Genomic DNA, 23,814 nt, shown 5'->3' with positions numbered 1-23,814 from the left:
AGGCGCGGGCTGCCCTGCGCGCATCGTTGTACGGTGCGCCAGGCGTGGTCCGCGCCTGACCCCTTTCTTATGTGTTTTCCAGCCGGCCGCCGGCCGGCGTCTCGGAGTTGCCGTGGCGTCCGAATTTGACTTGATCGCGCGCTATTTCACCCGCACCGCGCCTGTGGGTTTGTTGGGCGTGGGCGATGACTGCGCGTTGTTTCCCGTGCCGCCCGGCGAGCAGGTCGCCACCAGCACCGACCTGCTGCTGGAAGGCCGGCATTTCTTTTCCAACGTGGACCCGCGCGCCCTGGGCCACAAGGCGCTGGCCGTGAACCTGTCCGACCTGGCCGCCATGGGCGCGCGCCCGATTGGGTGCGTGCTGGGCCTGGCCTTGCCGCGCCTGGACGAACCCTGGCTGGCTGCTTTCGCGGATGGTTTCCATGCACTGGCCGATGCCCACGGCTGCCCGCTCATCGGTGGCGACACCACCCGCAGCGCGCACGATCTGGCCATCAGCGTGACGGTGTTCGGTGCGGTGCCCGCCGGGCAGGCATTGCGGCGTGACGGCGCGCAGGCGGGCGACGATATCTGGGTGTCGGGCGAACTGGGCGCGGCGGATGTCGCCTACCGATTGCTGGACGGCCAGTATCCCGCCAACGACGCCTTGCTGGCCGCAACCCGCCCCGCGCTGGAATGGCCGCAACCGCAGGTGCCGCTGGGTCTGGCGCTGCGCGGCATTGCCCACGCCGCCATCGATCTGTCGGACGGCTTGCTGCAAGACCTGGGGCACATCCTGGCCGCCAGCCGCCTGGGCGCCAACCTGGAATATGCCCGCATGCCGGTGGCCGCCGCCTTGGCGGCGCTGGACGATGCGCCGCGTCGCCGCGCCGTATTGGGCGGGGGCGACGTCTATCAGCTGTGCTTTACCGCGCCCGCCGCGCGGCGCGAGGCCGTGCAACAGGCCGCCGATCAGGCGCAAGCGCGGGTGACGCGCGTTGGCCACACACTGGCCCAACCCGGGCTGCGCGTGTTGGATGCGCAAGGTCAGCCGCTGGCCGACCTGCCCGCCGGCTTCGATCATTTTCCGGCGGCTTGAATGTGAATAGCCGATTCCGGTTTCCGTTTTCCTTTTCCTCTTTCAAGCGGCCCAGGCACCATGTCCTCTTCCGATAAGTCCTCCCCGTCCATGCGCGAACGCTCGCGGGCTGCGTATCCCACGCTTGGGTGGGTGTGCCGTGACCCTGGCCGCCTGATCGCCTTTGGCCTGGGCAGCGGCCTGATCCGGCCGGCCTCGGGCACGTGGGGCACGCTACTTGCTTGGGGCATCTGGGTTGCCGCCGCGCCCGCGGCATCCGACCTGGCGATTGGCGTGTTCCTGGCGTTGGCCTTTCTGTATGGCTGCTGGGCTTGCCATCGCGTAGGCCGTGAACTTGGGCAGGCCGATCATGTCGGAATGGTCTGGGACGAGATGGTGGCGTTTTGGCTGGTGCTGTGGCTGACGCCGGCGGGTTGGTTGTCGCAGTTGTTGGCGTTTGCGTTGTTTCGCACGTTCGACATCGTCAAGCCGCCGCCCATCAAGTTCTTCGACGCCCATATCAAGGGTGGCTTTGGCGTCATGTGGGACGATATCGTCGCGGCGGGCTATGCCCTGTTGGTCATGGTGCTGGTCGCGCGCACAGGAGTCTTGGGATGAGCGAACTGCAAGGAAATACCCGTTCGAATCTGTCGGCGGCGCAGTTGTCGGAAGCCACACTGGCCGGCTTGGCCGAGCGGCTGGGCGACGCAATGCGGCGCCATGGCTGGATGCTGGGCACGGCGGAATCGTGCACCGGAGGGCTGTTGGCAGGCGCGATGACGTCGGTGGCGGGTTCCAGCGATTGGTTCGAACGCGGCTTCGTCACCTACAGCAACGATGCCAAGGTGACCGAGCTGGACGTCTCTCCCGACGCGCTGCATCACTTTGGCGCGGTCAGCGAACCCGTGGCGCTTGAGATGGCCAACGGCGTGTTGCTGGTTGCGCCCGCCGCGCACGTGGCCGTGTCCACGACAGGCATTGCGGGGCCGGGGGGCGCCACGCCGGGCAAGCCGGTGGGCATGGTGTCGTTTGGGTTTGCGATGCGGGTGGGCGACGGCATCACCAGCCGCGCCGCCACCCACGTGTTTCCTGGCGACCGTACGCAAGTGCGTCAGGCCGCCGTGGAGTTTGCGTTACGCGGCTTGCTGGAATTCGTGGGGGCTGATCAGGAAATCAACGCACTGCGTTGATGGCGTCCCTCAGGCCCTTGGCGGCCTGGCCGGCGGCTTCGCGCCAGTCGTCGCCGCCGCTGGCGTAGATGATGGCGCGCGATGAGTTGATCATCATGCCGCTGCGCGCCGCGTTGGCGCCGGCGTTCACCGTGGCGGTAATGTCGCCGCCTTGCGCGCCGATGCCCGGCACCAGCAGGGGCAGGGCGTCGCCAATGCGCTGACGCACCGCCGCCAATTCGTTCGGGAACGTGGCGCCCACCACCAGGCCGCATTGCCCGTTGGCGTTCCACTTGTCGGCAACCAGACCGGCAACGTGCAGGTACAGCGGTTCGCCGTTATCCATCTTCAAGAATTGCAGATCCGAACCGCCCGGGTTGGACGTGCGGCACAACACGATCACGCCACGGTCGCGCCACGCCAGGTAGGGCTCGACGGAATCCAGCCCCATGTACGGGCTGACCGTCAGCGCGTGCGCCTGGTAGCGTTCGTACGCCTCACGCGCGTAGTTCTCGGCGGTGGAGCCGATGTCGCCACGCTTGGCGTCCAGCACGATCGGCAGGTCGGGATGCTTGTCGCGGATGTGCTGGCACAGCGCTTCCAATTGGTCTTCGGCGCGGTGCGCGGCAAAGTACGCAATCTGCGGCTTGAAGCTGCAAGCGTACGGCGCGGTGGCGTCGACGATGTCACGGCAGAACTGGAAGATGGCATCCGGCTTGTCCTGCAATTCGCGCGGAAAGCGTTGGGGGTCGGGGTCCAGGCCCACTTGCAGAAGCGAGTTGCTGGAGGTCCAGGCGTGTTCGAGTTTTTGCAGGAAATTCATGGGGAGTTCAGTGCAGTTTGACCCGGGGGCGCGTGCGCCGCATCAGCAGGCGAGCCAGGGCAAGGGAGGCCGTGCGCGAAATGCCCAATACCGCTTTGTGGTGCATCAGGTGCAGGCTCATGTACATCAAGCGCGCCAGTGTACCGCTTACGAACAGTCCCCGTCCGGCAAGCTTGCCCATCAGGCTGCCCACGCCGGCGTCCTGCCCCAGCGACACCAGCGAGCCGTGGTCCTGGTAGACGTAGGGCTCGGTGGGCTCCGCTTTGTGGCGCAGGCGGGCCGTCAGTTTCTTGGCCAGGTAGTCGGCTTCCTGGTGCGCGGCTTGCGCGCGGGCCGGCACGCTGCGGCCGTCGCGCCAAGGCGCCGAGCAGCAATCGCCCAGGGCCAGGATGTTCGGGTCCGGCGTTTCCAGACGTTCGTTCACTTCCACCTGCCCCAGCTTGTTCAGCGGCAAGCCCAGGTCGGCCAGCAGGGCCGGGCCTTTGATGCCGGCGGCCCACATGCACAGCTGCGCGGGGAATTCGCGGCCATCGGCCGTCTTGACGCTGTGGCCGGTCACTTCCGACACGCGGCAGGCGGTTTCAACGCCGATGCCCAGTTCGGTCAGGCGGTGGGTGGCGGCCTCTGAGATCTTTTCCGGCAGCGCCGACAGAATGCGCGGCGCGCCTTCCACCAAGGTAATGGCCAGGTCGCGTTCGGCACGGAAGTTAGGCAGGCCGTAGGCGCTGACGACGTGGCTGGCTTCCGTTAGTTCCACGGCCAATTCCACGCCGGTGGCGCCGCCGCCCACGATCACCAGGTCCAGCCGGGCGGACGGGTTGTGCACCTTGGCCTGGTCCACCAGCGCCATGGCCTTGAGCATGGTCAGGCGGAACTGTTCGGCGTTTTCGGTGGTGTCCAGCGTGACGGCGTGTTCGTCCGCGCCGGGCGTGTTGAAAAAGTTGGACGTGCTGCCCAGGGCCAGCACCAGGGTGTCGTACCCGAGTTCGCGGCGCGGCAGAACTTCCAGGCCCTGCGTATCGTTGACGGCGTCCACCACGATCTGGCGGCGCTCGCGGTCTACGCTGACCAGGCGGCCCTGCGCGAACGAAAAGCCGTTCATGTGGGCCAGCATCAGGTAGGACAGGCCTTCCTGGTGTATATCCAGGGTGCCAGCGGCCGCTTCATGCAGCGACGGCTTCCAGATGTGGAAGGGCCGGCTGTCGACCAGCGTGATGTGCTGGCGGCCGTGGACCCGGCCAAGTTTGGCGGCCAGTTCAAGGCCACCCGCACCGCCGCCGACGATGACGATGCGTTCAGAGCGTGTTGACGTCGAATTAGGCATCATGGCTCCCAGTATAAAGACGGCCGCATCCCCCACGGGATGCTGACCGTTTCAATGCATGACGAAACGGCTGATCGCCACGCCGATCCAGACGGCGCCTGCAAAAATCAGCAGCAACATGACCGCCGCGCTGCCCAGGTCCTTGGCGCGGCCCAGCAGCGGGTGGCGTTCCACGGACAAGGCATCGGCCAGCGCCTCGATGGCGGAATTAAGCAGCTCTGCCGCCAGCACCATCACCACCGTGCCCACCAGGAAGAACACCTCGACCGTGGTGCGGCCCAGGAAGAACGCGGCCGGGATCATCAGCACGGCCAAGGCCAGTTCCTGGCGGAACGCCGCCTCGTATTTGACGGCCGCCTGCAAGCCCTGCCACGAGTAGCGCAGCGCATTCAGGATGCGGCGCAAGCCGCCGGAGCTTTTGAAGGGCGAGTGTTGCGGGTCGTGGGTCATGTGCGCGTAGGAAGGCCGGGTGTGGCGGCTTTTTAACAGATATGGGTTGCCCGCGTGACGCGGCGCGAACCTATGGGCAAACCCTAATTGTGACGCATGGCCGGCAGGCGCAGGATTCTGGTCAATTGGTAAGGCCACTTTACCCGTCCGGTTTCACCCCACCCACCATGCCGATCCAGACCATCGAGCCGCGCCGCTTGTACCGCCAGATCGCCGACCAGCTGCGTTTGCTGATCGAAGCGGGCGAATTTCCCGTGGGCGCGCGCTTGCCGCCGGAGCGCGACCTGGCGCTGAAGCTGGGCGTGTCGCGCCCGTCCGTGCGCGAGGCGTTGATCGCGCTGGAAGTCGAAGGCTGGGTGGAAGTGCGCATGGGGTCGGGCGTGTACGTGCAAAGCCTGTCGGGCTCGCCGCGCGCCAGCCTGACCGCCGAAAGCCCCCTGGAAACCATCCGCGCCCGCTGGACCATCGAAGGCGAACTTGCCGCCCAGGCCGCCCGCAGCCCCACGCCGGCGCTGGTCGACGGCCTGCTGGAAGCCGTGGGCGCCATGGAAGACGAAGCCCGCGCGGGCTTTGTGCCCATCCGCGGCGACCGGCTGTTTCATTTGCGCGTGGCCGAAATGGCCAACAACGCCGTGCTGGTGCGCGTGGTGGGCGAACTGTTCGACGAACGCCACAACCCCCTGTCCGTGAAACTGGGCGACTACTTTGAAAACCCGGACAGCTGGGCCGTCGCCATCACCGAGCACCGCCGCGTCATCACCGCCATCGCGGCGGGCGATGAGCCTGCCGCGCGCGCGGCCATGCATCACCATCTTTCCTGCTCGTTCGACCGCTTGACCGCCAGTTGGCCGGGCGCGGCCGAGACGATGCGCATCGATAGCAAAGAACCGGCGGCGTCCTGACGCCGCCGGGGTTCTCACAGTCGCAGTCGCAGTACCAAGGTGCACCACGTATGTGAAATTCCGATGTGAAACATAAGGCGGGTCGGCCACCCCATCCTGCGCCGCGCCCGCTACCTCAAAGAGAGGAGACAACATGAATAAAGGCAACGCTATCAAAGTGCTGTTTGCCGCCGTCGCGCTGGCCGTCAGTGGCAGCGCGCTGGCGCAAACCAAGTTGAAATGGGCGCATGTGTACGAGACCTCCGAACCCTTCCATACCTCGTCGGTGTGGGCGGCTCAGGAAATCGAAAAACGCACCAACGGCCGCTATCACATCGACGTCTATCCCGCCTCTCAGCTGGGCAAGGAAAACGACATCAACCAGGGCCTCACCCTGGGCACGGTGGACATGATCATTTCCGGCTCCAGCTTCGCCGCCAAGAGCTTCCCGCGTATCGGCGTCACCTACTACCCCTACACCTTCCGCAACCCCGAGCACCTGATCGCCTACACCAAAAGCGACATCTACAAAGAGCTGACGGGCGGCTACGACCAGAAAAGCGGCAACCACATCGTCGCCACCACCTACTACGGCACGCGCCAGACCACGTCCAACCGCGCCTTCACCAAGTGCTCTGAAATGAAGGGCATGAAGATCCGCGTGCCCGACGTGGCCGCCTACCTGGCCATGCCGCGTGCCTGTGGCGCCAACACCGCGCCCATTGCATTCGCCGAGGTCTACCTGGCCTTGCAGAACGGCACCGTGGAAGCGCAGGAGAACCCGCTGACCACCATCGAGGCCAAGAAGTTCTACGAGGTGCAGAAGAACATCGTGCTGACCGGCCACATCGTCGATCACCTGAACACGGTGATCTCGGGCAAGCTGTGGAAGAGCCTGTCCGACGAAGACAAGAAGATCTTCGCCGAAGTCTCGCAGCAGGCGGCCGAAAAGGCGTCGGCCGAAGTGGCCGCCAGCGAAAAGAAGATGGTTGAAGTGTTCAAGAAACGCGGTCTGAACGTGGCCGAAGTCAACATCGACGACTTCCGCAAGACCGTGCTGGAGAAGGTGCCGTTCGAGCAGTACGGCTATCAGAAATCGGATTGGGAAAAGATCCAGGCGGTGAAGTAAGTCCGGGTACGCCCCCGGTAAGCGCCCGCGTGGGCGGGCCTTGCCGGCCCGCCCCACCTTACCCATTCCGATCAGGGGAACGTCATGCACTCCAACGCGAAAGCGGCGCCGATGGCGGCCGTGAGCCACGGCCCGACGCCGCCGCAAAGCCACGCAACGTCATCTTCCGGCCCGCACCAGACCAGCGTGGACGACATCGTCCATAGCTTCGAAGAGGCCGACCAGCACGAGGTCAGCCTGGCAGGCTATCAGCCGGAAGACTGGATCTGCCTGGGCATTTTCTGGGTGATGTCCGGGCTGGTTTTCCTGCAATTTTTTTCCCGCTACGTGCTGAACGATTCGTTCGCGTGGACCGAGGAATTGGCGGTGTACTGCCTGATCGGCGTGGTGTTCCTGGGCGCCGCCATGTGCGTGCGCGCCTGCCGCCACATTCAGGTCGACTTCCTTTACCGCTACCTGCCCAAGCCGGTGGGGCGCGTGCTGGCCACCGTCATCGACATCCTGCGCACCGTGTTCTTCGGCTATGCCGTGTGGCTCACGTATCGCTACATCGTGCTGGTGGGCGACGAGCCCATGACCACGCTGTTCTGGAACAAGTCCTATGTGTACTGGCTGGCCCTGGCGGGCTTTGCCATGATGTTCGTGCGGTCGATGCAGGTGTCCGTGCAGAACTGGCGACAAGGCTATTCCATCCTGGAAAATCCCGCGGCCTACGAGTCGCAGGATTGATCCGACACGCCGGGGCTTGGCCCCTATGACGTTGCAGTGCCTTTCCAGGAGCATGCCATGGGCACATTGATTGGAACCTTTCTGCTGTTGATGATTCTGGGCCTGCCGGTGGCGGTGTCCATGGCGGGCGCGTCGCTGTTGTTCGTGCTGATCTCGGGCAGCGTGCCCGACGTGGTGGTGGCGCAGCGCATGATCGCCGGCGTGGAGTCGTTTCCGCTGCTGGCCGTGCCGTTCTTCATCCTGGCCGGCAACCTGATGAACATTGCCGGCATCACCGGCCGCATCTACAACTTCGCGGTGGCGCTGGTGGGCTGGATGCGCGGCGGGTTGGGGCAGGTCAACATCATCGGCTCGGTGGTCTTCGCCGGCATGTCGGGCACCGCCATCGCCGACGCGGCGGGCCTGGGCACCATCGAAATCAAGGCCATGAAAGACCATGGCTACGAAACCGAATTCGCCGTGGGCGTCACCGCCGCGTCGGCCACGCTGGGCCCCATCATTCCGCCGTCCTTGCCGTTTGTCATCTACGGCATGATGGCCAACGTGTCGATTGGGTCGCTGTTCCTGGCGGGCCTGATTCCGGGCGCCGTGTTGACGATATTGATGATGCTGACCGTGGCGTACTACGCGCGCCGCAACAACTGGGGCGGCGACGTCGCCTTCAACTGGAAGCGGTTGGCCGGCGCCGGGCTGGAAGTGCTGATCGTGCTGGCGTTTCCTTTTTCGATCTGGCTGATGACGCTGGCCGGCGTGTCGCCCAACGTGGCCACGGGAATTTCATTCGTGGCATTGCTGGTGCTGGACTGGCGCTTCAACTTTTCGGCGGTGATGGCGTTGATGGCGCCCGTGATCCTGATCGGCGGCATGACGCTGGGCTGGTTCACGCCTACCGAAGCGGCCGTGGCGGCGGTGATCTGGGCGCTGTTCCTGGGCCTGGTGCGCTACCGCTCGATGACGCTGCGCACGCTGGCCAAGGCCACCTTCGACACCATCGAGACCACGGCGTCCGTGCTGTTCATCGTGACGGCCGCGTCGGTGTTTGCATGGTTGCTGACGACCACGCAAGCGGCACAGGCGCTGACCGACGCCATCCTCAGCGTGACGCAGAACAAGTGGGTGTTCCTGCTGATGGCCAACGTGTTGATCCTGATCGTGGGCTGCTTCATCGACACCATCGCCGCCATCACGATCCTGGTGCCCATCCTGCTGCCCATTGTGCTCAAGCTGGGCATCGACCCGATTCACTTCGGTTTGATCATGACGCTGAACCTGATGATCGGCTTGCTGCATCCACCCATGGGCATGGTGCTGTTCGTGCTGGCGCGCGTGGCGCGGCTGTCCGTTGAACGCACCACCATGGCCATCCTGCCGTGGCTGGTGCCGCTGTTCGTGGCGCTGATCGCCATTACCTACATCCCCCAGATCACCCTGTGGCTGCCCACCGCAATGGGCATGGCCGGCAAATAAAAAAGGACGCACTCATGTCGGAAAGACTGCAAGGCAAGACCGCCATCGTCACCGCCGCCGGCCAGGGCATCGGCCGCGCCGTGGCCGAGGCGTTTGTGCGAGAAGGCGCCAACGTGCTGGCCGTGGACATCAACCCGGCCGCGCTACAGACGCTGTCGGGCTGCCGCACGCAAGTGGTGGACGTGACCGACGGGCGCGCCATTACCGCGCTGGCGCAAGACGCGGGGCCGGTCAACGTGTTGTTCAACGGCGCCGGCTTCGTGCACGCCGGCACCATCCTGGACTGCGACGAGGACGCGTGGGACTTTTCATTCAACCTGAACGTGCGGTCCATGTATCGGCTGATCCGCGCGTGCCTGCCGGGCATGCTGGCGCGCGGCGGCGGTTCCATCGTGAACATGGCGTCGGTGGCCGGCAGCATCAAGGGCGCGCCCAACCGCTGTGCTTACGGCGCCACCAAGGCCGCCGTCATCGGGCTGACCAAGGCGGTGGCGGCCGACTTCGTGGCGCAAGGCATCCGCTGCAATGCCATCTGCCCGGGCACCGTCGAATCGCCATCGCTGCATCAGCGCATTGAAGCGCAGGCCGCGGCTAGCGGGCAGACGATTGCCGCCGTGCAGGCCGCGTTCACCGCCCGTCAACCCATGGGCCGCATCGGCCGTACGGATGAAATCGCCGCGTTGGCGGTGTATCTTGCCAGCGACGAATCCGCCTTCACCACGGGCACCACCCAGGTGATCGACGGCGGCTGGACGAACTGAAGCTTTCCCTATTTCCTCTTTCCTCTTTCCTCTTTCCTATTTCTATTTCCTATTTCTATTTCCGCAACAAGGAACCGATATGAAACTGATGCGCCATGGCCCCAAGGGCTCTGAAAAGCCCGGCCTGATCGACAACCAGGGCAAGGTGCGCGACCTGTCTTCCGTATTGCCCGACATCACCGCGCAAACGCTGACGTCCGCGCGCCTGGCCGAGCTGCGCGCGCTGGACGCGTCCACGCTGCCGCTGGTGGCCAACCCGGGCCGCATCGCGCCGCCCTGGAGCGGCATGGGCAAGTTCATCTGCATCGGCCTGAACTACGCCGACCACGCCGCCGAATCGGGCCTGCCCGTGCCGGCCGAGCCCGTCATCTTCATGAAGCCCACGTCGGCCGTCGTCGGCCCCAACGACCCCGTCGTGCTGCCGCAGGATTCCATCAAGACTGATTGGGAAGTCGAGCTGGGCGTGGTCATCGGCGAAAAGGCGCGCTACGTCAGCGAGGCCGACGCCATGAAGCACGTGGCCGGCTATTGCGTGGTCAACGACGTGTCCGAACGCGAATACCAGATCGAACGCGGCGGCACCTGGGACAAGGGCAAGGGCTGCGACACCTTCGGCCCCATCGGCCCATGGCTGGCCACCGCCGACGAAATCCCCAACCCGCAAGACTTGGAGATGTGGCTGGAAGTGAATGGCAAGCGCTATCAGAACGGCAGCACGCGCACCATGGTGTTTGGCGTGGCGCAGCTGGTGGCGTATGTCAGCCGCTTCATGACGCTGTATCCGGGCGACCTGATCAGCACCGGTACGCCGCCCGGCGTGGGCATGGGGCAAAAGCCCGCGCCCGTGTACCTGAAGGCGGGCGACGAGATCAAGCTGGGCATCGCCGGCCTGGGCGAGCAGCGCCAGCGCGTGCATGCCTGGGACCCGGCCTTGATCGACGGCTGATCGATCGTCCGCCCCGCACCCCTTACTTTCCGGAGTCTTCATGTCCCACAACGATACGGCCGTCATACGCATCCACCCGGCGGATAACGTGGTGATCGCCCGGCGCCAGCTGGTCAGCGGCACGCGGCTGGAAAGCGAAGGGGTGACGGTGCAAGGGCTGGTGCCGCCCGGCCACAAGGTGGCCGTACGCGCCATCGCGGCGGGCGAGCCGGTGCGCCGGTACAACCAGATCATCGGCGTGGCGCGCCAGCCCATTGCGGCCGGGCAGCACGTCCACACCCAGAACCTGGAATTCACGGCGTTTCAGCGCGACTACGCCGTGGGACAGGGCGCGCACCCCACCGAGTACGTGGCCGAACCCGCCACCTTCGATGGCATCGTGCGCGCCGACGGCCGCATCGCCACGCGCAATTACATCGGCATCCTGACCAGCGTGAACTGTTCGGCCACGGTGGCGCGCGCCATCGCCGACCACTTCCGCCGCGACATCCATCCCGATGCGCTGGCCGCCTGTCCGAACGTGGACGGCGTGGTGGCGCTGACGCACGGCGCCGGCTGCGCCACCGGCAGCGAGGGCGAACCCTTGAAGGTGCTGCGCCGGACCCTGGGCGGCTATGCACGCCATGCCAACTTCGGCGGGCTGATGGTGGTGGGGCTGGGCTGCGAAACCAACCAGATCGGCGGCTTGATGGAACAAGAGGGCCTGCGTGAAAGCGGCCTGCTGCACACCTTCAATATCCAGGACACCGGCGGCACTCGCAAGACGGTGGCGCGCGGCATCGAACTGGTGGAACGCATGCTGGAGCAGGCCAACCAGGTGCAGCGCCAGCCCGTGCCGGCCAGCCATCTGACGGTGGGTCTGCAATGCGGCGGCTCCGACGGCTATTCGGGCATCAGCGCCAACCCCGCGCTGGGCGCCGCGGTGGACCTGCTGGTGCGCCACGGCGGCACCGCCATCCTGTCGGAAACGCCCGAGATCTACGGGGGCGAACACTTGCTGACGCGCCGCGCGCAAACCCCGGCCGTGGCCGACAAACTGCTGGCGCGCGTGCGCTGGTGGGAAGACTACTGCGCCCGCAATGATGCCGAGATGGACAACAACCCGTCGGCCGGCAACAAGGCGGGCGGGCTGACGACCATTCTGGAAAAGTCGTTGGGTGCCATCGCCAAAAGCGGCACCACCAACCTGACCGACGTGTTCGAATACGCCGAGCCCGTGCGCTCGCGCGGGCTGGTGTTCATGGACACCCCGGGCTATGACCCCGTATCGGCCACCGGCCAGGTCGCGGGCGGCGCCAACCTGATCTGCTTTACCACCGGGCGCGGCTCGGCGTATGGCTGCGCGCCCGCGCCGTCGTTAAAGCTGTCGACCAACACCGCGTTGTGGCAGCGCCAGTCCGACGATATCGACATCAATTGCGGCGAAGTGGTGGACGGCGCGCAAAGCGTGGCGCAGATGGGCGAACGCATCTTCCAGCTGATGCTGCAAACCGCTTCGGGGAGGCGCACCCGCAGCGAAGAACACGGCTATGGCCAGAACGAATTCGTGCCGTGGCAGCTGGGCGCGGTGATGTAGGCGAACGGCCCACGCAGACCGGCGACGAGGATCATGAAGAGGGTGTTGTTGCATTTTGTCACTGCCCAGGCATCGAACAATTCTGCGTCTGCGGATATCCTCACCCGCGCGCCGACTGGCCGGTCATCCGACAGGTGCATGGCGCCTTCCGCCCCTGGTCAACCATGCTTGAACGTTTGAATACGGAGTCGTTGCCGCGTCTGCCCGCAGACGTGGAAAAACCCATCTATGACCGCAGCCGGCTCACGCCCGGCATCGTGCATCTGGGCTTGGGCGCCTTTCATCGCGCGCATCAGGCGGTGATGACGGACCTGGCCATGGAGGCCAGCGGCGATCTTAGCTGGGGCATTCTGGGCGTGTCGTTGCGCCGGCCCGACACGCGCGATGCGCTGACGCCCCAAGACGGCTTGTACACGTTGGCCCTGCGCGACGGCGGCCCCGACGGCCAGGCGCGCGAGCAGCTGCGCGTGGTGGGCTCGGTGCTGCGCGTGATGGTGGCCGAAGAAGACCCCAACGCCGTGCTTGAGCGGATTGCGTATCCGCAGACCCGCATCGTCAGCCTGACCGTGACCGAAAAGGGCTACAGCCACGAGCCGGCCACGGGCCACCTGCGCTGGGATGACCCCGACATCCTGCACGACCTTGAAAACCCGCATCGTCCGCGTAGCACCATCGGCATTCTGGTCCATGGCCTGGCGCTGCGCCGCGAGCGCGGCTTGCCGCCCGTCACGTTGATGTCCTGCGACAACCTGCGCGGCAACGGCGACCTGCTGCGCAACCTGGTGCTGGCCTTTGCGCTGCGTGTGGACGTCGCGCTGACGGGCTGGATCGACAAGCACTGCACCTTTCCCAATTCCATGGTGGACCGCATCGTGCCGGGCACGGATGACGATGACCGTCGGCGCATCGCGGGCAAGCTCGGCGTGCAAGACGCCTGGCCCGTGGTGGGCGAGCCCTATCTGAATTGGGTGATCGAAGACAAGTTCGCCGCCGGCCGTCCGGCTTGGGAAACGCAGGGCGGCGCCACCTTCGTGCGTAACGCCGCGCCCTACGAACGCTTGAAGCTGCGAATGGTGAACGGCCCGCATTCCGCCTTCGCCTACCTGGGCGCGCTGCTGGGGCACCGCACGGTCAGCGAGTCCGTGCAGACGCCCGCGCTGCATGCGTTCGTGGACGCCATGATGCGGCTGGAAATCGCGCCTACGTTGAAGGGCATTCCGGACGGCGGGCTGGAGGAATACCGCCGCCGCTTCCTTGAACGGGTCGCCAACCCCGCGCTGCCGCATCCGATCCCGCAAGTGGCGATGGACGGCTCGCAAAAAATCCCGCAGCGGCTGCTGGAAACCATACGCGACCGCTTGCGCGCGGGCGACGACATCCAGCGCCTATCCCTGGCAGTGGCCGCGTGGCTGCATTATCTGCGTGGCGAGGACGAGCAAGGCGGGCGTTACCCCATCGACGACCCGCTGGCCGCGCGGCTTGCCAAGCTGCTGTCGCGCGCCGAGGTCGCTGCCCGCGCGTCCGCGCCCGCGCAATCGGCGCACCGCCGCGCGATGGTGCTGGCGGGCTATAAGCCGGTGTTCGGCAACCTGGGCCGCGTGCCCGACTTCGTGGCCGCGCTAGGCACGCATCTGGAAAACCTGCGCCAGCATGGCGTGCTGTACGCCGTGCAAGCCGCTACCTGAGGAGAGCGCCGCATGTCTGGGCAAAGCCGAGTGGATGCCGATGAATGGGAACGCTGGGGCAGCGCCTGCCTGCACGCACAAGGTTTCAGCGATGAAGACGCGCGCAGCCTGGCGGCCAGCCTGGCGCAGACCAGCCTGTGGGGCATTGATTCGCACGGCATCGCCCGGTTGCCGCACTACCTGAACCGCGTCGCGCACGGCTCGATCGTGCCGCGCCCCGCCATTCGCATCGAACGGACCGGCTCCGGCACGGCGCAGCTGCACGGCGGGCAAGGGCAGGGCATCATCGTGGCGCACCGGGCCAACGCGCTGGCCATTGAGCTGGCGCGCGAAGCGGGCATCGCCGCCGTGGGCGTCAGCGATTCTTCGCATTGCGGCGCGGTCGGTTTGTACAGCCGCGCGGCGGCACGGCAAGGTTTGATCGGCATTGCGTTCACCCATTCGGATTCGATTGCCGCGCCGCATGGCGGCCATCAGCCGTTCTTTGGCACCAACCCGATATCGCTGGCGTTTCCGCGCGCAGGCGCGCAGCCCTTGTGTCTGGACATGGCAACCACCGCCATTCCGTGGAACCGCGTCATGAACGCGCGCCGCGATGGCGTGGCGTTGCCGCCCGGGGTGGCGCTTGATGCCGCGGGGCGGGATTGCACGGACGCAGACGCCGTGCGCGCCCTGCGGCCTTTGGGCGGCGAAGAATACGGCTACAAGGGCTACGGCCTGGCGATGATGATCGAGCTGCTGTGCGGCCCGTTGAACGGCAACCCGTTCGGCCCGCATATCTCGCCCATGTATGAACAATTGCAGCGCCCGCGCGAGCTGGGTGCGTTCTTTATCGTGATCGATCCGGAGCGCTTCGCGGGTGGCGCGGCGCTGGCGGGCGTGGTGGCGGCAATGGCGATGGAACTCTCGGCGCAACCGGGCGCGCCGCGCATGCCGGGCGACCCTGAAGCGGCGGCCGAAGCCGCGCGCCGGCAAGACGGCATTCCCGTGCCGCCCGCCTTGTGGGCGCAGATGCAGGATTGGAGCCTGCGCCTGGGCGTGCCGCTGCCCGCGCAACGTGTCTGAGCAAGCGGACCTACACCCCCAGGTACTGCAACAGCCGGGGCTCGTCATCCAGAAACGCCTGCGATGATCCCGTCCACGCCACGCGCCCCTTTTCGACAATAGCGTGATAGTCGGCGGTGGCCAGCAGCGGCTCCAGGTTCTTGTCGATGCACAGCACGGCCAGCCCGGTCTGCTTCAGGCTGTCCAGCGCTTGCCAGATTTCTTCGCGCACCACGGGCGCCAGCCCTTCGGTGGCTTCATCCAGAATCAGCAAGCGCGGGTTGGTCAACAGCGCCCGCCCGATTGCCAGCATCTGTTGTTCGCCGCCGGACAAATGGCTGCCCAGATGCCGCGCGCGTTCGGCCAAGCGCGGAAACAGCGCGTACACCCGGTCCAACGACCACGGTTGCGCCAGGCCCTGGCGGTTGTGCGCGGTGGCAATCAGGTTTTCGCGCACGGACAAGTTCGGGAAGATATGCCGCCCTTCGGGCACCAGTCCGATGCCGCATTGCGCCACCTTGTAGGACGGCAGCCGACTGATGTCCTGGCCATCAAAAACAATGCTGCCCGTGGTGGCGCGCGCCAGGCCCATCACGGTTTTCACGGTGGTGGACTTGCCCATGCCGTTGCGGCCCAGCAGTGTCACGAATTGGCCCGGCCCAATGTCCAGGTCGATGCCGAACAGTGCCTGGCTGGCGCCATAGTGCGCCGTCACGCCGCGCAGCGATAGCAGGGGGCTCATGCGGCGGCCTCCTGCTTGCGGCGGGCGCTGGCGCGTTCGCTGCCCAGATAGCATTCGCGCACGTGCGGGTCGTTGCGGATCTGGTCGGCCGTGCCGCAAGCCAGCGCGCTGCCGTAGACCAGCACCGTAATGCGGTCTGACAGCGCGAAGACGGCTTGCATATCGTGTTCCACCAGCAAGATCGTGTAGCGGCCGCGCAGCTGCAATAGCAGGCGCGTCATGGCTTCGGATTCGTGTTGGCTCATGCCCGCCATGGGCTCGTCCAGCAACAGCAGCGACGGCTGGCACGCCAGCACCATCGCCAACTCCAGTTGCCGCAGTTCGCCATGCGCAAGCTTGGCTGCCGGGGTGTTGGCGCGGGCCGATAAGCCGGCCAGCGCCAGCGCGTCGCGGGCCGGCTCCGTCAGCGCGGGCGTGCCCAGCACGGGCTTGAAGAAGCGAAAACTGTGGCCACGCCGCGCCTGCACTGCCATCGCCACGTTCTCCAAAGCGGTGAACGGCTTGAACACCGAGGTGATCTGATACGAGCGGGCCAGGCCATGGCGCACCCGCGTGTGCACGGGCATGCGGGTAATGTCGCGGTTATCTAGCAGCACGCGCCCGGCATCGGGCCGAAGTTCGCCGCTAAGTTGGCCGATCAGCGTGGTCTTGCCCGCGCCGTTCGGGCCGATCACCGCATGCAATTCGCCCGCTTGCACGTCCAGCGACAAGTTGTCCGTTACCGTCAATCCGCCATAACGCTTGACCAGGTTTTCAACACGCAAGGCGCTCATTGCGGTTCTCCGGAAGGCTGACCCAGCGGCGCGGCGGGGTGGCGACGCCAGGGCGTGTCGGGCAAGCTGCCATACACGCCGCGCCGCGACACGAGCACCACGCCCACGATCAACAGCCCCATGATCAGCATCCAATGCCCGGTCAACAGCTTCAGCCCTTCTTCCAACAGCAGGAAGGCCAGCGCGCCGACAACGGGGCCGAACAGCGTGCCGATGCCGCCCAGCACCACCATCACAATCAATTCGCCCGACGTGGTCCATGCCAGATAGGACGGCGACACGTACATCGTGAGGTTGGCCAGCAGCACGCCCGCCACGCCGCAGATCATGGCCGACAACACGTAGGCGGCCAACCGGTAGCGCAGCGTGGGAAAGCCCAGCGCGCGCATGCGCCGTTCGTTGGCCTGGCAGCCGCGCAACGCCATGCCGAACGGCGCGTGGATCAGCCGATGCATCAGCGCCAGCACCAACACCAGCACGCCGAAAGCCGCGTAGTACAGCGCCAGCGGCGTATCCAGCCGGAACGCGCCGAAGTCACTGCCCATAAACAAGGACATGCCGTCGTCGCCGCCAAAGCCGTCCAGCCCTGTGGCCAGAAAGTAGAACATCTGCGCGAACGCCAGCGTAATCATGATGAAGGCGATGCCCGAGGTGCGCATCACGACGAACCCGCTGATCAAGCCCACCACGGCGCACGCGCCCAGCGCGCCCGCCAGATGCAGCCAGCCGCTTTCGATACCGTAGTGCGACATCACCCCCACCGAATACGCGCCCAGGCCCAGGTACAGCGCATGGCCAAAGCTGACCATGCCGCCAAAGCCCAGCAACAGGTTCAGGGCCAGCGCCGCCACGCCGTACACCAGCACGCGGCCGAACAAGGCCAGCAGGAAAGGTTCGCCCTGCCAGTGGGCATACACCGGCACCAAGGCCAGCAGCACCAGCAAGGCGGCGGCAACCAGAAGGCGCGCGGACGGAATGTGCATGCGATTCCCCTTATCCATGCTTGACGGGAAACAGGCCCTGCGGCCGCATGGCCAGCACCAGCGCCATCACCACGTAGATCAGCATGGACGCAATGGCGGGCCCGGCGGCATTGGCCGCGGCGGGTGGCAGCGTGGCGCGCAACAGGGTGGGCAACAGCGCGCGGCCCAGCGTGTCGATCAGCCCCACCATCAACGCCGCCAGAAACGCGCCGCGCACCGAACCGATGCCGCCGATCACGATCACCACCAGCGTCAGGATCAGGATGGGTTCGCCCATGCCCGTTTGCGCCGACAGGATCGGGCCTGCCATCAAGCCCGCCAGCCCGGCCAGCACGGCGCCCAGCACGAACAGCAAGGTGTTCAGCCGCGCAATGTTCACGCCCAGCGCGCCCACCATCATGCGGTCGGTGGAACCCGCGCGGATCAACATGCCCAGCCGCGTGCGGTGGATCAGCACATAGCAGCCGCCGGCCACCAGCAAGCCCACCACGATGATCAAAAAGCGGTAAAGCGGATAGGTCACGCCCAGGATGTCGATGGTGCCCGACAGCCACGACGGCAGCCCCATGCTGATGGGCGCGGGGCCCCAGATGATGCGGGTCAGCTCATTGAAGAACAGGATTAAGCCGAAGGTGGCCAGCACCTGGTCAAGGTGGTCGCGCGGATACAGCCGGGCCAGCGCGATGCGGTCCAGCAGCAGGCCCAGCGCCGCCATGCCTGCGATGACGGCGGCGCCGGCCAGCAGAAATGACCCGGTGTGGCGGAACACGGTGGCCGCGACGAACGCGCCCATCATGTACAGCGACCCGTGCGCCAGGTTGATGAAGTTCATGATGCCGAACACCAGCGTCAGGCCGGCGGCCAGCAGGAACAGCAGGATGCCAAGCTGCAAGCCGTTCAAGGCCTGCACAAGCAGCAGCGTCGCGGACATGGTCGTCACCTTTGGCGCGGGGCCGGCGCGGCCCTGCGCATCACTTCATTACGCATTGCGCGGCGTACTGGTCGGACAATTTGGACAGGTCCGCGAAGATGGGGCCCTTGTTCACGAACGCCACCTTGCCGTCCGCACCGGCCTGCACGTCGGCGCGGAAAAATCCGGCCACCGGAAAGTGATTGGGCTGATAGCGGAATTCTCCGCGCACCGAAGCAAAATCGGCCGCTTCCAGCGCCTTGCGCAACGCGTCCTTATCGTCGACCTTGCCGCCCGTTTTCTTTAACGCCGAGCCGATCAGCTGGGCCGCGTCGAACGATTGCGCCGCATAGCTGGACGGTTCGCGTCCGTACTTCTGGCGAAACGCAGCGGCAAACGCCTTGTTGGCGGCGTTGTCCAAGTCCGGCGAATACGGCACGTTGGTCACCGCGCCCAGCGCATCCTGTTGCAGCGCGGGCAGCGTGGCCCCATCGATGGTGTCCACCGACAACAGCGGTATCTTGCCGAACAGCCCGGCCTGCCGGTACTGCTTGATGAAGTTCACGCCCATGCCGCCAGGAAAGAACACATACGCCGCGTCCGGCTTGGCGTCGGCCAGCGCCGCCAGCTCTACCGAGTAGTCGGGCTGGTTGACCTGGGTGAAGACTTCGTTGGCAATCTGGCCTTTGTAGAAGCGCTTGAAACCAGCCATCGCGTCCTTGCCCGCCTGGTAGTTGGGGGCAAGCAGGTAGACCTTCTTGAACCCCATCTGGTTGGCCATTTCGCCGCTGCCTTCATGGCGCTGCGTGTTGTTCCAGGACGTGGAAAAGAAATAGGGCGAACAGTCCTTGCCCGCCAGGTTGGTCGGCCCTGCGTTGGACCCCACCAGGAACACGCCCGCGCTGGTGACGGGCCGCACCACGGCCAGCATCACGTTGGAATACACCACGCCGGTAATGATCGGCACCTTGTCGCTTTGCACCAGCTTGCGCGCGGCCTGCACGCCCACTTCGGGCTTGAACTGGTCGTCTTCCTTGATGACCTGCACCGGCACGCCGCCCAGCTTGCCGCCGCCCTGGTCCACGGCCAGCATGAAACCGTCCAGCTGGTCCTGTCCCAGCACGGAGCCGGGGCCGGTCAATGTGGTCAACAAACCAATCTTCACGTCGGCCATCGCGGCGCCCGACAGGGCCAGGCCCAGGGCCGCGGCGGCGGCCAGTGTGGTGGTGCGTTTCATGTTTTTTCCCTTGAGTTGCCGTGTGTCACGGTCGTGGTCTCTTGCCCCGCGCAGGGGTTACGGCTGCAATCCAAAAAACGTCATGGTGTTGCGAAACAGGATCTTTTGCTGCACCTCGGGCACCAGTTCCGCGTGCGCCACCAGGCGGCCCACTTCCTGTTCGCCCAGCGGGTAGGGGTAGTCGGAACCCAGCAGCACGCGGTCTTCGCCCATCACGTCAATCAACAGGCGCAGCGAACGCGGGTCGAACACGGCGCTGTCGGTGTAGAAGCGGTCGGTATAGGAAGAGGGCAGGCGCGGGCAGTCTTGCCGGATGATGTCGCGGTGCCGCCAGGCGTTGTCCACGCGGCCCAGCAGGTAGGCGAAGCTGCCGCCGCCGTGCGCGAAGCACAGCTTCAGGCTGCGCGGAATGCGCTCGAAGGCGCCGGACAAAATCAACGACAGAATGCCCAGCTGCGTTTCGGCGGGCATGGCCACCAGCCAGGGCAGCATCCACTTCTTCATGCGGCCATCGGTCATCATGTCCCACGGATGCACCAGCACCGGGATGCCGTGGTTGGCGCAGTGGATAAGGAATTGCACCAGCGTGTCGTCATCCAGGTCGCGCGGGCCGACGTGGTTGCCGATCTGTACACCCAGGTGGCCGGCGGCGCGTGCGCGGGACGCTTCTTTGCAAGCCAGGTCCAGGTCTTGCAGCGGTACCTGCGCCAGCGCTTTCAAGCGCGCGGGCGCATGGGCGCAGTGTTCCAGCGCCAGGTCGTTCATGCGGGCCGCCCAGTCGGCGGCAAGTTGCCCGGGGTAGGTGTAGCCGAACATGATCGGCGTGGCGCACAGGATCTGCACGTCCACGCCATGCCGATCCATCTGCTCGATGCGCAGCGCCGGGTCCCACAGCGTGGCGTCCACCGGTCGGAACTCGCGATCGCCCGCCATGATCTGGCCGGTGGCGCCGTCGGCGTCCGGGCGCAGCCAGGGCGCGTGCACGGGATCAAGCGCCGCCGCTTCCTGCCGCGTGATCGGCGGAAAGAAATGGGCGTGCATGTCGATTTTCTGAATCATGGATAACGGCTTCGCAAGAGTTGGGGTGCTAGGCGGGCACGGCTTGTCCGGCGGGCGCGTGTCCTTTGCCGGGATGGACCTGGCCACAGCCGGGGCAGGTGCGCTTGTCGGTGCTGTCGTAGAACGCCTGGAATAGCGGTGGCAGGTCGGTGACGATGCTTTTCAACTGCACTTGAACCCGGTGCACCAGGTGGCCGCAATGCGGGCAATACCATTCAAAGCCATCCAGCAGGCCCACGGGGCGCTGGCGTTCAATGACCAGGCAGGCGCTGTCGGCTTCGGGTCGTTGCGGCGAATGGCGTACATGCGGCGGCAACAGGAAGATGTCGCCTTCCTTCAAGTCCACACGTTCGGGCTTGCCGTCTACCCACAGCGACAACCAGGCGTTGCCGCGAAATTGGTAGAAGAATTCTTCCAGCGGGTCGTCGTGATAATCGGTGCGGTGGTTGGGGCCGCCGACCACGGTGACGATGAAGTCGGCGTCTTGCCAGATCTGCTGATTGCCCACGGGCGGCTTGAGCAGATGCGCGTGATCGTCGATCCAGCGCTGGAAATTCAACGGCGGGCCGTAGGCGGGCATGAGGATCTCCGGGGAGGCTTGGTTTGATGAAGTCTAGGGGGCGAGCGCGCCGAGGGAATAATAGAAATTGCGCGGTTGGATATGCGGCTTATCTATCGCGGGGTTTCCCGTAGGGAAACGGGCGCGCCTGGCCCGCGCGCGTTATCCGCGCGATATTCGCGCGATATTCGCGCGTTATGCGCGGCGGGCCGATCCCGGTTCGCGCTGCGCCGTGATGGCTTGCAGGTATTGCACCAGCCGCTGGCAAGCGGGCGTCATCGGACGATCGGCGCGCACGGAATAGCCCACGTCGCCAAAGTCCCCGAACACTGTCGTAGGCAGGCGCGCCAGCAAGCCCATGGACAGGAACTGCGCTGCCGCGTCGTAGGGAATCAGCGCCAGCGCGTCGCTGTGCATCAGGATGCCGATGTTGGTCAGCAGCGATAGCGATTCCACGTGGCGCGCGGGAAGGCGCAGGCCCGCGTCGAAAAACGTGCGCTCAACCGAAGCGCGCAGGGGCGAGGTGGGCGCGGGCAGAATCCAGATGTGGTCGGCCAGGTCCGCCAGCGTGACCTCTTGCGCGGCGGCCATGGGATGCTGCGCGCCGACCACCAGGCACAGCGCTTCGCGATAAAGCTTGTGATGGTCGACCGCCACGCCCGATATCGACGCCATGTCGGCGCCGGGGAGCCGGCCCACGACGATGTCAACGTCGCCCGTGGCCAGCGCGGGCAGCAACTGGGCCGACGGCCCTTCGCGCACGGTGACCTGGATGCCCGGGTGGTCGGTCATCATGCGGGCAATGGCTTCGGGCAGCAGCTTGGCGGACGCGGCGATCAGCGTGCCCACCACCACGTGGCCGCTGGCGCCGCCCAGTACCGCGTCGATGTCGTCGGCCATGTAGCGCACCTCGGCCAACATGGCATGCACCCGACGGCCCAGCACCAGGGCAAGCTCCGTGGGCGTAACGCCCCGGTTCGACCGTTCGAACAAGGTCGCGCCAAAGAAGGCTTCCAGGTCGTGGATGGCCTTGGTGACGGTGGGCTGGGTCAGATGCAGTTCGCTGGCCGCGCGCGATAGCGACCGGCGCGCCAGCACGCGTTCAAAGATCTGCAATTGATGCAGCTTCAGCTTATGGCTGAGCGCATTGGGCGTGATGCGGAAGTTCGACATGCTTGGAGGCGCCCGCCTTGATTGAAATCAGCAAGTGCGGGTGCGGCAACGGATGCACCGCAGCGCGTGTGCGGGCGGGGCCATCAGCGTCGAAGAACTCGCGGTAGACGCGATTGTATCTACCGGTCTAGGGTTGTGGGGGTGCCGCCGGGGCCGGGTCCGACACGGCAGGCTTTGCGGCATCGCCGAAGCGCAGCGCGAATTGCCGCGTGAACACCGCGCCAAAGAAGAAGATCTGCGCGGAATAGTAGATCCACAGCAGCAGGGCGATCAGCGAACCCGCCGCGCCATAGGCCGACACGGCCGCGCCCCGGCTCAGGTACAGCCCGATGCCCCATTTGCCCACCAGGAACAGCGCGGCGGTCACGATGGCGCCGGGGATCACGTCGCGCCAGGATATCTTTGCGCTGGGCAGCAACTTGAAGATCACCGCAAACAGCGCGACCACCACCGAAAACGAAAACAGCGTCGATGCCCAATCCACCACCCTGGCGACGGTGGACGCCATCCACAGATCGCCATACAGCTTTTGCGCAGCGCCCAGCGCGGCATTCACCGTCAACGACACCAACAGGAACAGCGCCAGCACCAGCACGAGGCCAAACGACAGCATGCGGCTGCGCACCATGCCCTGGATGCCGCCCTTCTGGTTGGCGGGCACTTCCCACAAATCGTCCAGACTGGCCTTCAGTTCGGCAAAGGCGGTGGTGGCGCTGAAGATCAGCACAAAAATGGAAATCAGCGCGGCGATCCACCCGCCGCCGGATTCATGCGCGCTGGCCAACACCGTCTGGATGACTTCCGCGCCGCGTTCGCCGGTCAGGTCGCGCATCTGCAAGAAAAGCTCTGACCGTACCGCGTCTTCGCCATAGAACGCGCCGGCCACGGCGATCACCAGGATCAGCATCGGCGCCAATGAAAACACCATGTACAACGCCAGCGCGGCGCCCTTGCTGGAGGCGCGGTGGTTTGACCACTGGTTGGCGGAGTCCATCAGCAGCCCGCCGATCTCGGACGGACGCAAGGCTCGCAGGCTCTGGGGTAGGCGCATAGGGCTGGGCGGCGTGGGCGAAGGAATCTTCATTGTAGGGACGCATGCGCCTGGGGGAAACCGCGAGTTTGTGCGCAAACGTGTTCGCGCCGGGCGATAACGGGTGCGCTGGAAACAACAGGCAATGTGTGCGGTGGCCGGCCGCCGAATCCGTCGTCGGTAGCGGGCAGGAGCGCACAACAGGATGGGCGCACAAAAAGAAAAACCCCCGGGGCGAAGGTCCGGGGGTTTTTCAGATACTGCATTCCCCGGTTTTGACGCCGGGGAGGCCGTGCAAGGAAAGCGG

General features: G+C 65.7%; 24 protein-coding genes. 12 read left to right on the top strand and 12 right to left on the bottom strand.

Annotated elements, in window-relative coordinates; translation table 11 throughout:
• Positions 1-112: 112 nt before the first annotated feature.
• The 3 genes from thiL (at position 113) to AC6LJY_RS03225 (ending at position 2,247) form a co-directional block, all read left to right on the top strand.
• A complete protein-coding gene (gene thiL / locus AC6LJY_RS03235) occupies positions 113-1,078 on the top strand; it encodes a thiamine-phosphate kinase (RefSeq protein WP_314363262.1) in 966 nt (321 codons plus the stop codon).
• 90 nt (positions 1,079-1,168) lie between these two features.
• Positions 1,169-1,675 (top strand): phosphatidylglycerophosphatase A family protein, encoded by a 507-nt coding sequence (locus AC6LJY_RS03230; protein WP_046803772.1) that lies wholly within the window; start codon positions 1,169-1,171, stop codon positions 1,673-1,675.
• A complete protein-coding gene (locus AC6LJY_RS03225; protein WP_046803773.1) occupies positions 1,672-2,247 on the top strand; it encodes a CinA family protein in 576 nt (191 codons plus the stop codon). Before AC6LJY_RS03230 ends, AC6LJY_RS03225 begins: the two co-directional genes overlap by 4 nt.
• Here the strand turns inward: AC6LJY_RS03225 and pyrF are convergent.
• Genes pyrF through AC6LJY_RS03210 form a run of 3 tightly spaced genes read right to left on the bottom strand, consistent with a single transcriptional unit; the run spans position 2,231 to position 4,823 of the window.
• Positions 2,231-3,049, bottom strand: a complete 819-nt coding sequence (gene pyrF, locus AC6LJY_RS03220) for an orotidine-5'-phosphate decarboxylase (RefSeq protein ID WP_120156969.1) — start codon at positions 3,047-3,049, stop codon at positions 2,231-2,233. The genes AC6LJY_RS03225 and pyrF overlap by 17 nt on opposite strands.
• Positions 3,050-3,056: 7 nt before the next feature.
• Positions 3,057-4,376 (bottom strand): NAD(P)/FAD-dependent oxidoreductase, encoded by a 1,320-nt coding sequence (locus AC6LJY_RS03215; RefSeq protein WP_498135284.1) that lies wholly within the window; start codon positions 4,374-4,376, stop codon positions 3,057-3,059.
• Between the two features lie 48 nt (positions 4,377-4,424).
• Positions 4,425-4,823 (bottom strand): diacylglycerol kinase, encoded by a 399-nt coding sequence (locus tag AC6LJY_RS03210; protein ID WP_006221640.1) that lies wholly within the window; start codon positions 4,821-4,823, stop codon positions 4,425-4,427.
• A 167-nt stretch (positions 4,824-4,990) separates the two neighbouring features.
• Between AC6LJY_RS03210 and AC6LJY_RS03205 the strand changes: the two genes are divergently transcribed.
• The 9 genes from AC6LJY_RS03205 (at position 4,991) to AC6LJY_RS03165 (ending at position 15,062) form a co-directional block, all read left to right on the top strand.
• Positions 4,991-5,725, top strand: coding sequence for a FadR/GntR family transcriptional regulator (locus AC6LJY_RS03205; RefSeq protein WP_046803774.1), 735 nt, complete (start codon positions 4,991-4,993; stop codon positions 5,723-5,725).
• 133 nt (positions 5,726-5,858) lie between these two features.
• A complete protein-coding gene (locus AC6LJY_RS03200; protein ID WP_046803775.1) occupies positions 5,859-6,833 on the top strand; it encodes a sialic acid TRAP transporter substrate-binding protein SiaP in 975 nt (324 codons plus the stop codon).
• Between the two features lie 84 nt (positions 6,834-6,917).
• Entirely contained in the window at positions 6,918-7,562 is a 645-nt protein-coding gene (locus tag AC6LJY_RS03195) for a TRAP transporter small permease (protein WP_185975361.1), read from the top strand.
• A 57-nt stretch (positions 7,563-7,619) separates the two neighbouring features.
• Positions 7,620-9,029 carry a TRAP transporter large permease gene (locus tag AC6LJY_RS03190; protein ID WP_046803776.1) on the top strand — a complete coding sequence of 470 codons (1,410 nt, stop codon included), beginning with the start codon at positions 7,620-7,622 and terminating at the stop codon, positions 9,027-9,029.
• Between the two features lie 14 nt (positions 9,030-9,043).
• Positions 9,044-9,790, top strand: coding sequence for an SDR family oxidoreductase (locus AC6LJY_RS03185; RefSeq protein WP_498135283.1), 747 nt, complete (start codon positions 9,044-9,046; stop codon positions 9,788-9,790).
• A gap of 79 nt (positions 9,791-9,869) precedes the next feature.
• On the top strand, positions 9,870-10,736 hold the full coding sequence (locus tag AC6LJY_RS03180; protein WP_046803778.1) for a fumarylacetoacetate hydrolase family protein: 867 nt from the start codon (positions 9,870-9,872) through the stop codon (positions 10,734-10,736).
• 40 nt (positions 10,737-10,776) lie between these two features.
• Entirely contained in the window at positions 10,777-12,312 is a 1,536-nt protein-coding gene (locus tag AC6LJY_RS03175) for a UxaA family hydrolase (protein ID WP_314363275.1), read from the top strand.
• A gap of 164 nt (positions 12,313-12,476) precedes the next feature.
• Complete coding sequence (locus AC6LJY_RS03170; protein ID WP_498135282.1) at positions 12,477-13,997, top strand: mannitol dehydrogenase family protein; 1,521 nt, start codon at positions 12,477-12,479, stop codon at positions 13,995-13,997.
• Between the two features lie 12 nt (positions 13,998-14,009).
• Complete coding sequence (locus AC6LJY_RS03165; RefSeq protein ID WP_498135281.1) at positions 14,010-15,062, top strand: Ldh family oxidoreductase; 1,053 nt, start codon at positions 14,010-14,012, stop codon at positions 15,060-15,062.
• Between the two features lie 10 nt (positions 15,063-15,072).
• On the opposite strand, the gene AC6LJY_RS03160 is transcribed toward AC6LJY_RS03165, so the two are convergent.
• The 9 genes from AC6LJY_RS03160 to AC6LJY_RS03120 all read right to left on the bottom strand — a co-directional run bounded on the left by AC6LJY_RS03160 (position 15,073) and on the right by AC6LJY_RS03120 (position 23,528).
• On the bottom strand, positions 15,073-15,783 hold the full coding sequence (locus tag AC6LJY_RS03160) for an ABC transporter ATP-binding protein (RefSeq protein ID WP_498135280.1): 711 nt from the start codon (positions 15,781-15,783) through the stop codon (positions 15,073-15,075).
• Entirely contained in the window at positions 15,780-16,556 is a 777-nt protein-coding gene (locus AC6LJY_RS03155; protein WP_498135279.1) for an ABC transporter ATP-binding protein, read from the bottom strand. The genes AC6LJY_RS03160 and AC6LJY_RS03155 overlap by 4 nt, the downstream gene beginning before the upstream one ends.
• Entirely contained in the window at positions 16,553-17,539 is a 987-nt protein-coding gene (locus tag AC6LJY_RS03150; protein ID WP_498135278.1) for a branched-chain amino acid ABC transporter permease, read from the bottom strand. Before AC6LJY_RS03150 ends, AC6LJY_RS03155 begins: the two co-directional genes overlap by 4 nt.
• A 10-nt stretch (positions 17,540-17,549) precedes the next feature.
• Complete coding sequence (locus tag AC6LJY_RS03145; RefSeq protein WP_498135277.1) at positions 17,550-18,470, bottom strand: branched-chain amino acid ABC transporter permease; 921 nt, start codon at positions 18,468-18,470, stop codon at positions 17,550-17,552.
• A 40-nt stretch (positions 18,471-18,510) separates the two neighbouring features.
• Positions 18,511-19,686, bottom strand: coding sequence for an ABC transporter substrate-binding protein (locus AC6LJY_RS03140; protein WP_498135276.1), 1,176 nt, complete (start codon positions 19,684-19,686; stop codon positions 18,511-18,513).
• Between the two features lie 57 nt (positions 19,687-19,743).
• Positions 19,744-20,745, bottom strand: coding sequence for an amidohydrolase family protein (locus tag AC6LJY_RS03135; RefSeq protein WP_314363290.1), 1,002 nt, complete (start codon positions 20,743-20,745; stop codon positions 19,744-19,746).
• Positions 20,746-20,773: 28 nt separating this feature from the next.
• On the bottom strand, positions 20,774-21,325 hold the full coding sequence (locus AC6LJY_RS03130; protein WP_120156957.1) for a 3-hydroxyanthranilate 3,4-dioxygenase: 552 nt from the start codon (positions 21,323-21,325) through the stop codon (positions 20,774-20,776).
• 174 nt (positions 21,326-21,499) lie between these two features.
• The gene (locus tag AC6LJY_RS03125) at positions 21,500-22,477 is read right to left on the bottom strand and encodes a LysR substrate-binding domain-containing protein (RefSeq protein ID WP_046803789.1); all 978 of its coding nucleotides are present in this window, start codon (positions 22,475-22,477) and stop codon (positions 21,500-21,502) included.
• 127 nt (positions 22,478-22,604) lie between these two features.
• Positions 22,605-23,528 carry a YihY/virulence factor BrkB family protein gene (locus AC6LJY_RS03120; protein ID WP_219991103.1) on the bottom strand — a complete coding sequence of 308 codons (924 nt, stop codon included), beginning with the start codon at positions 23,526-23,528 and terminating at the stop codon, positions 22,605-22,607.
• Positions 23,529-23,814 lie beyond the last annotated feature (286 nt).

The organism is Achromobacter sp. RT286_PF, assembly GCF_059760425.1.
This window is presented reverse-complemented; position numbering and strand designations above follow the sequence as displayed.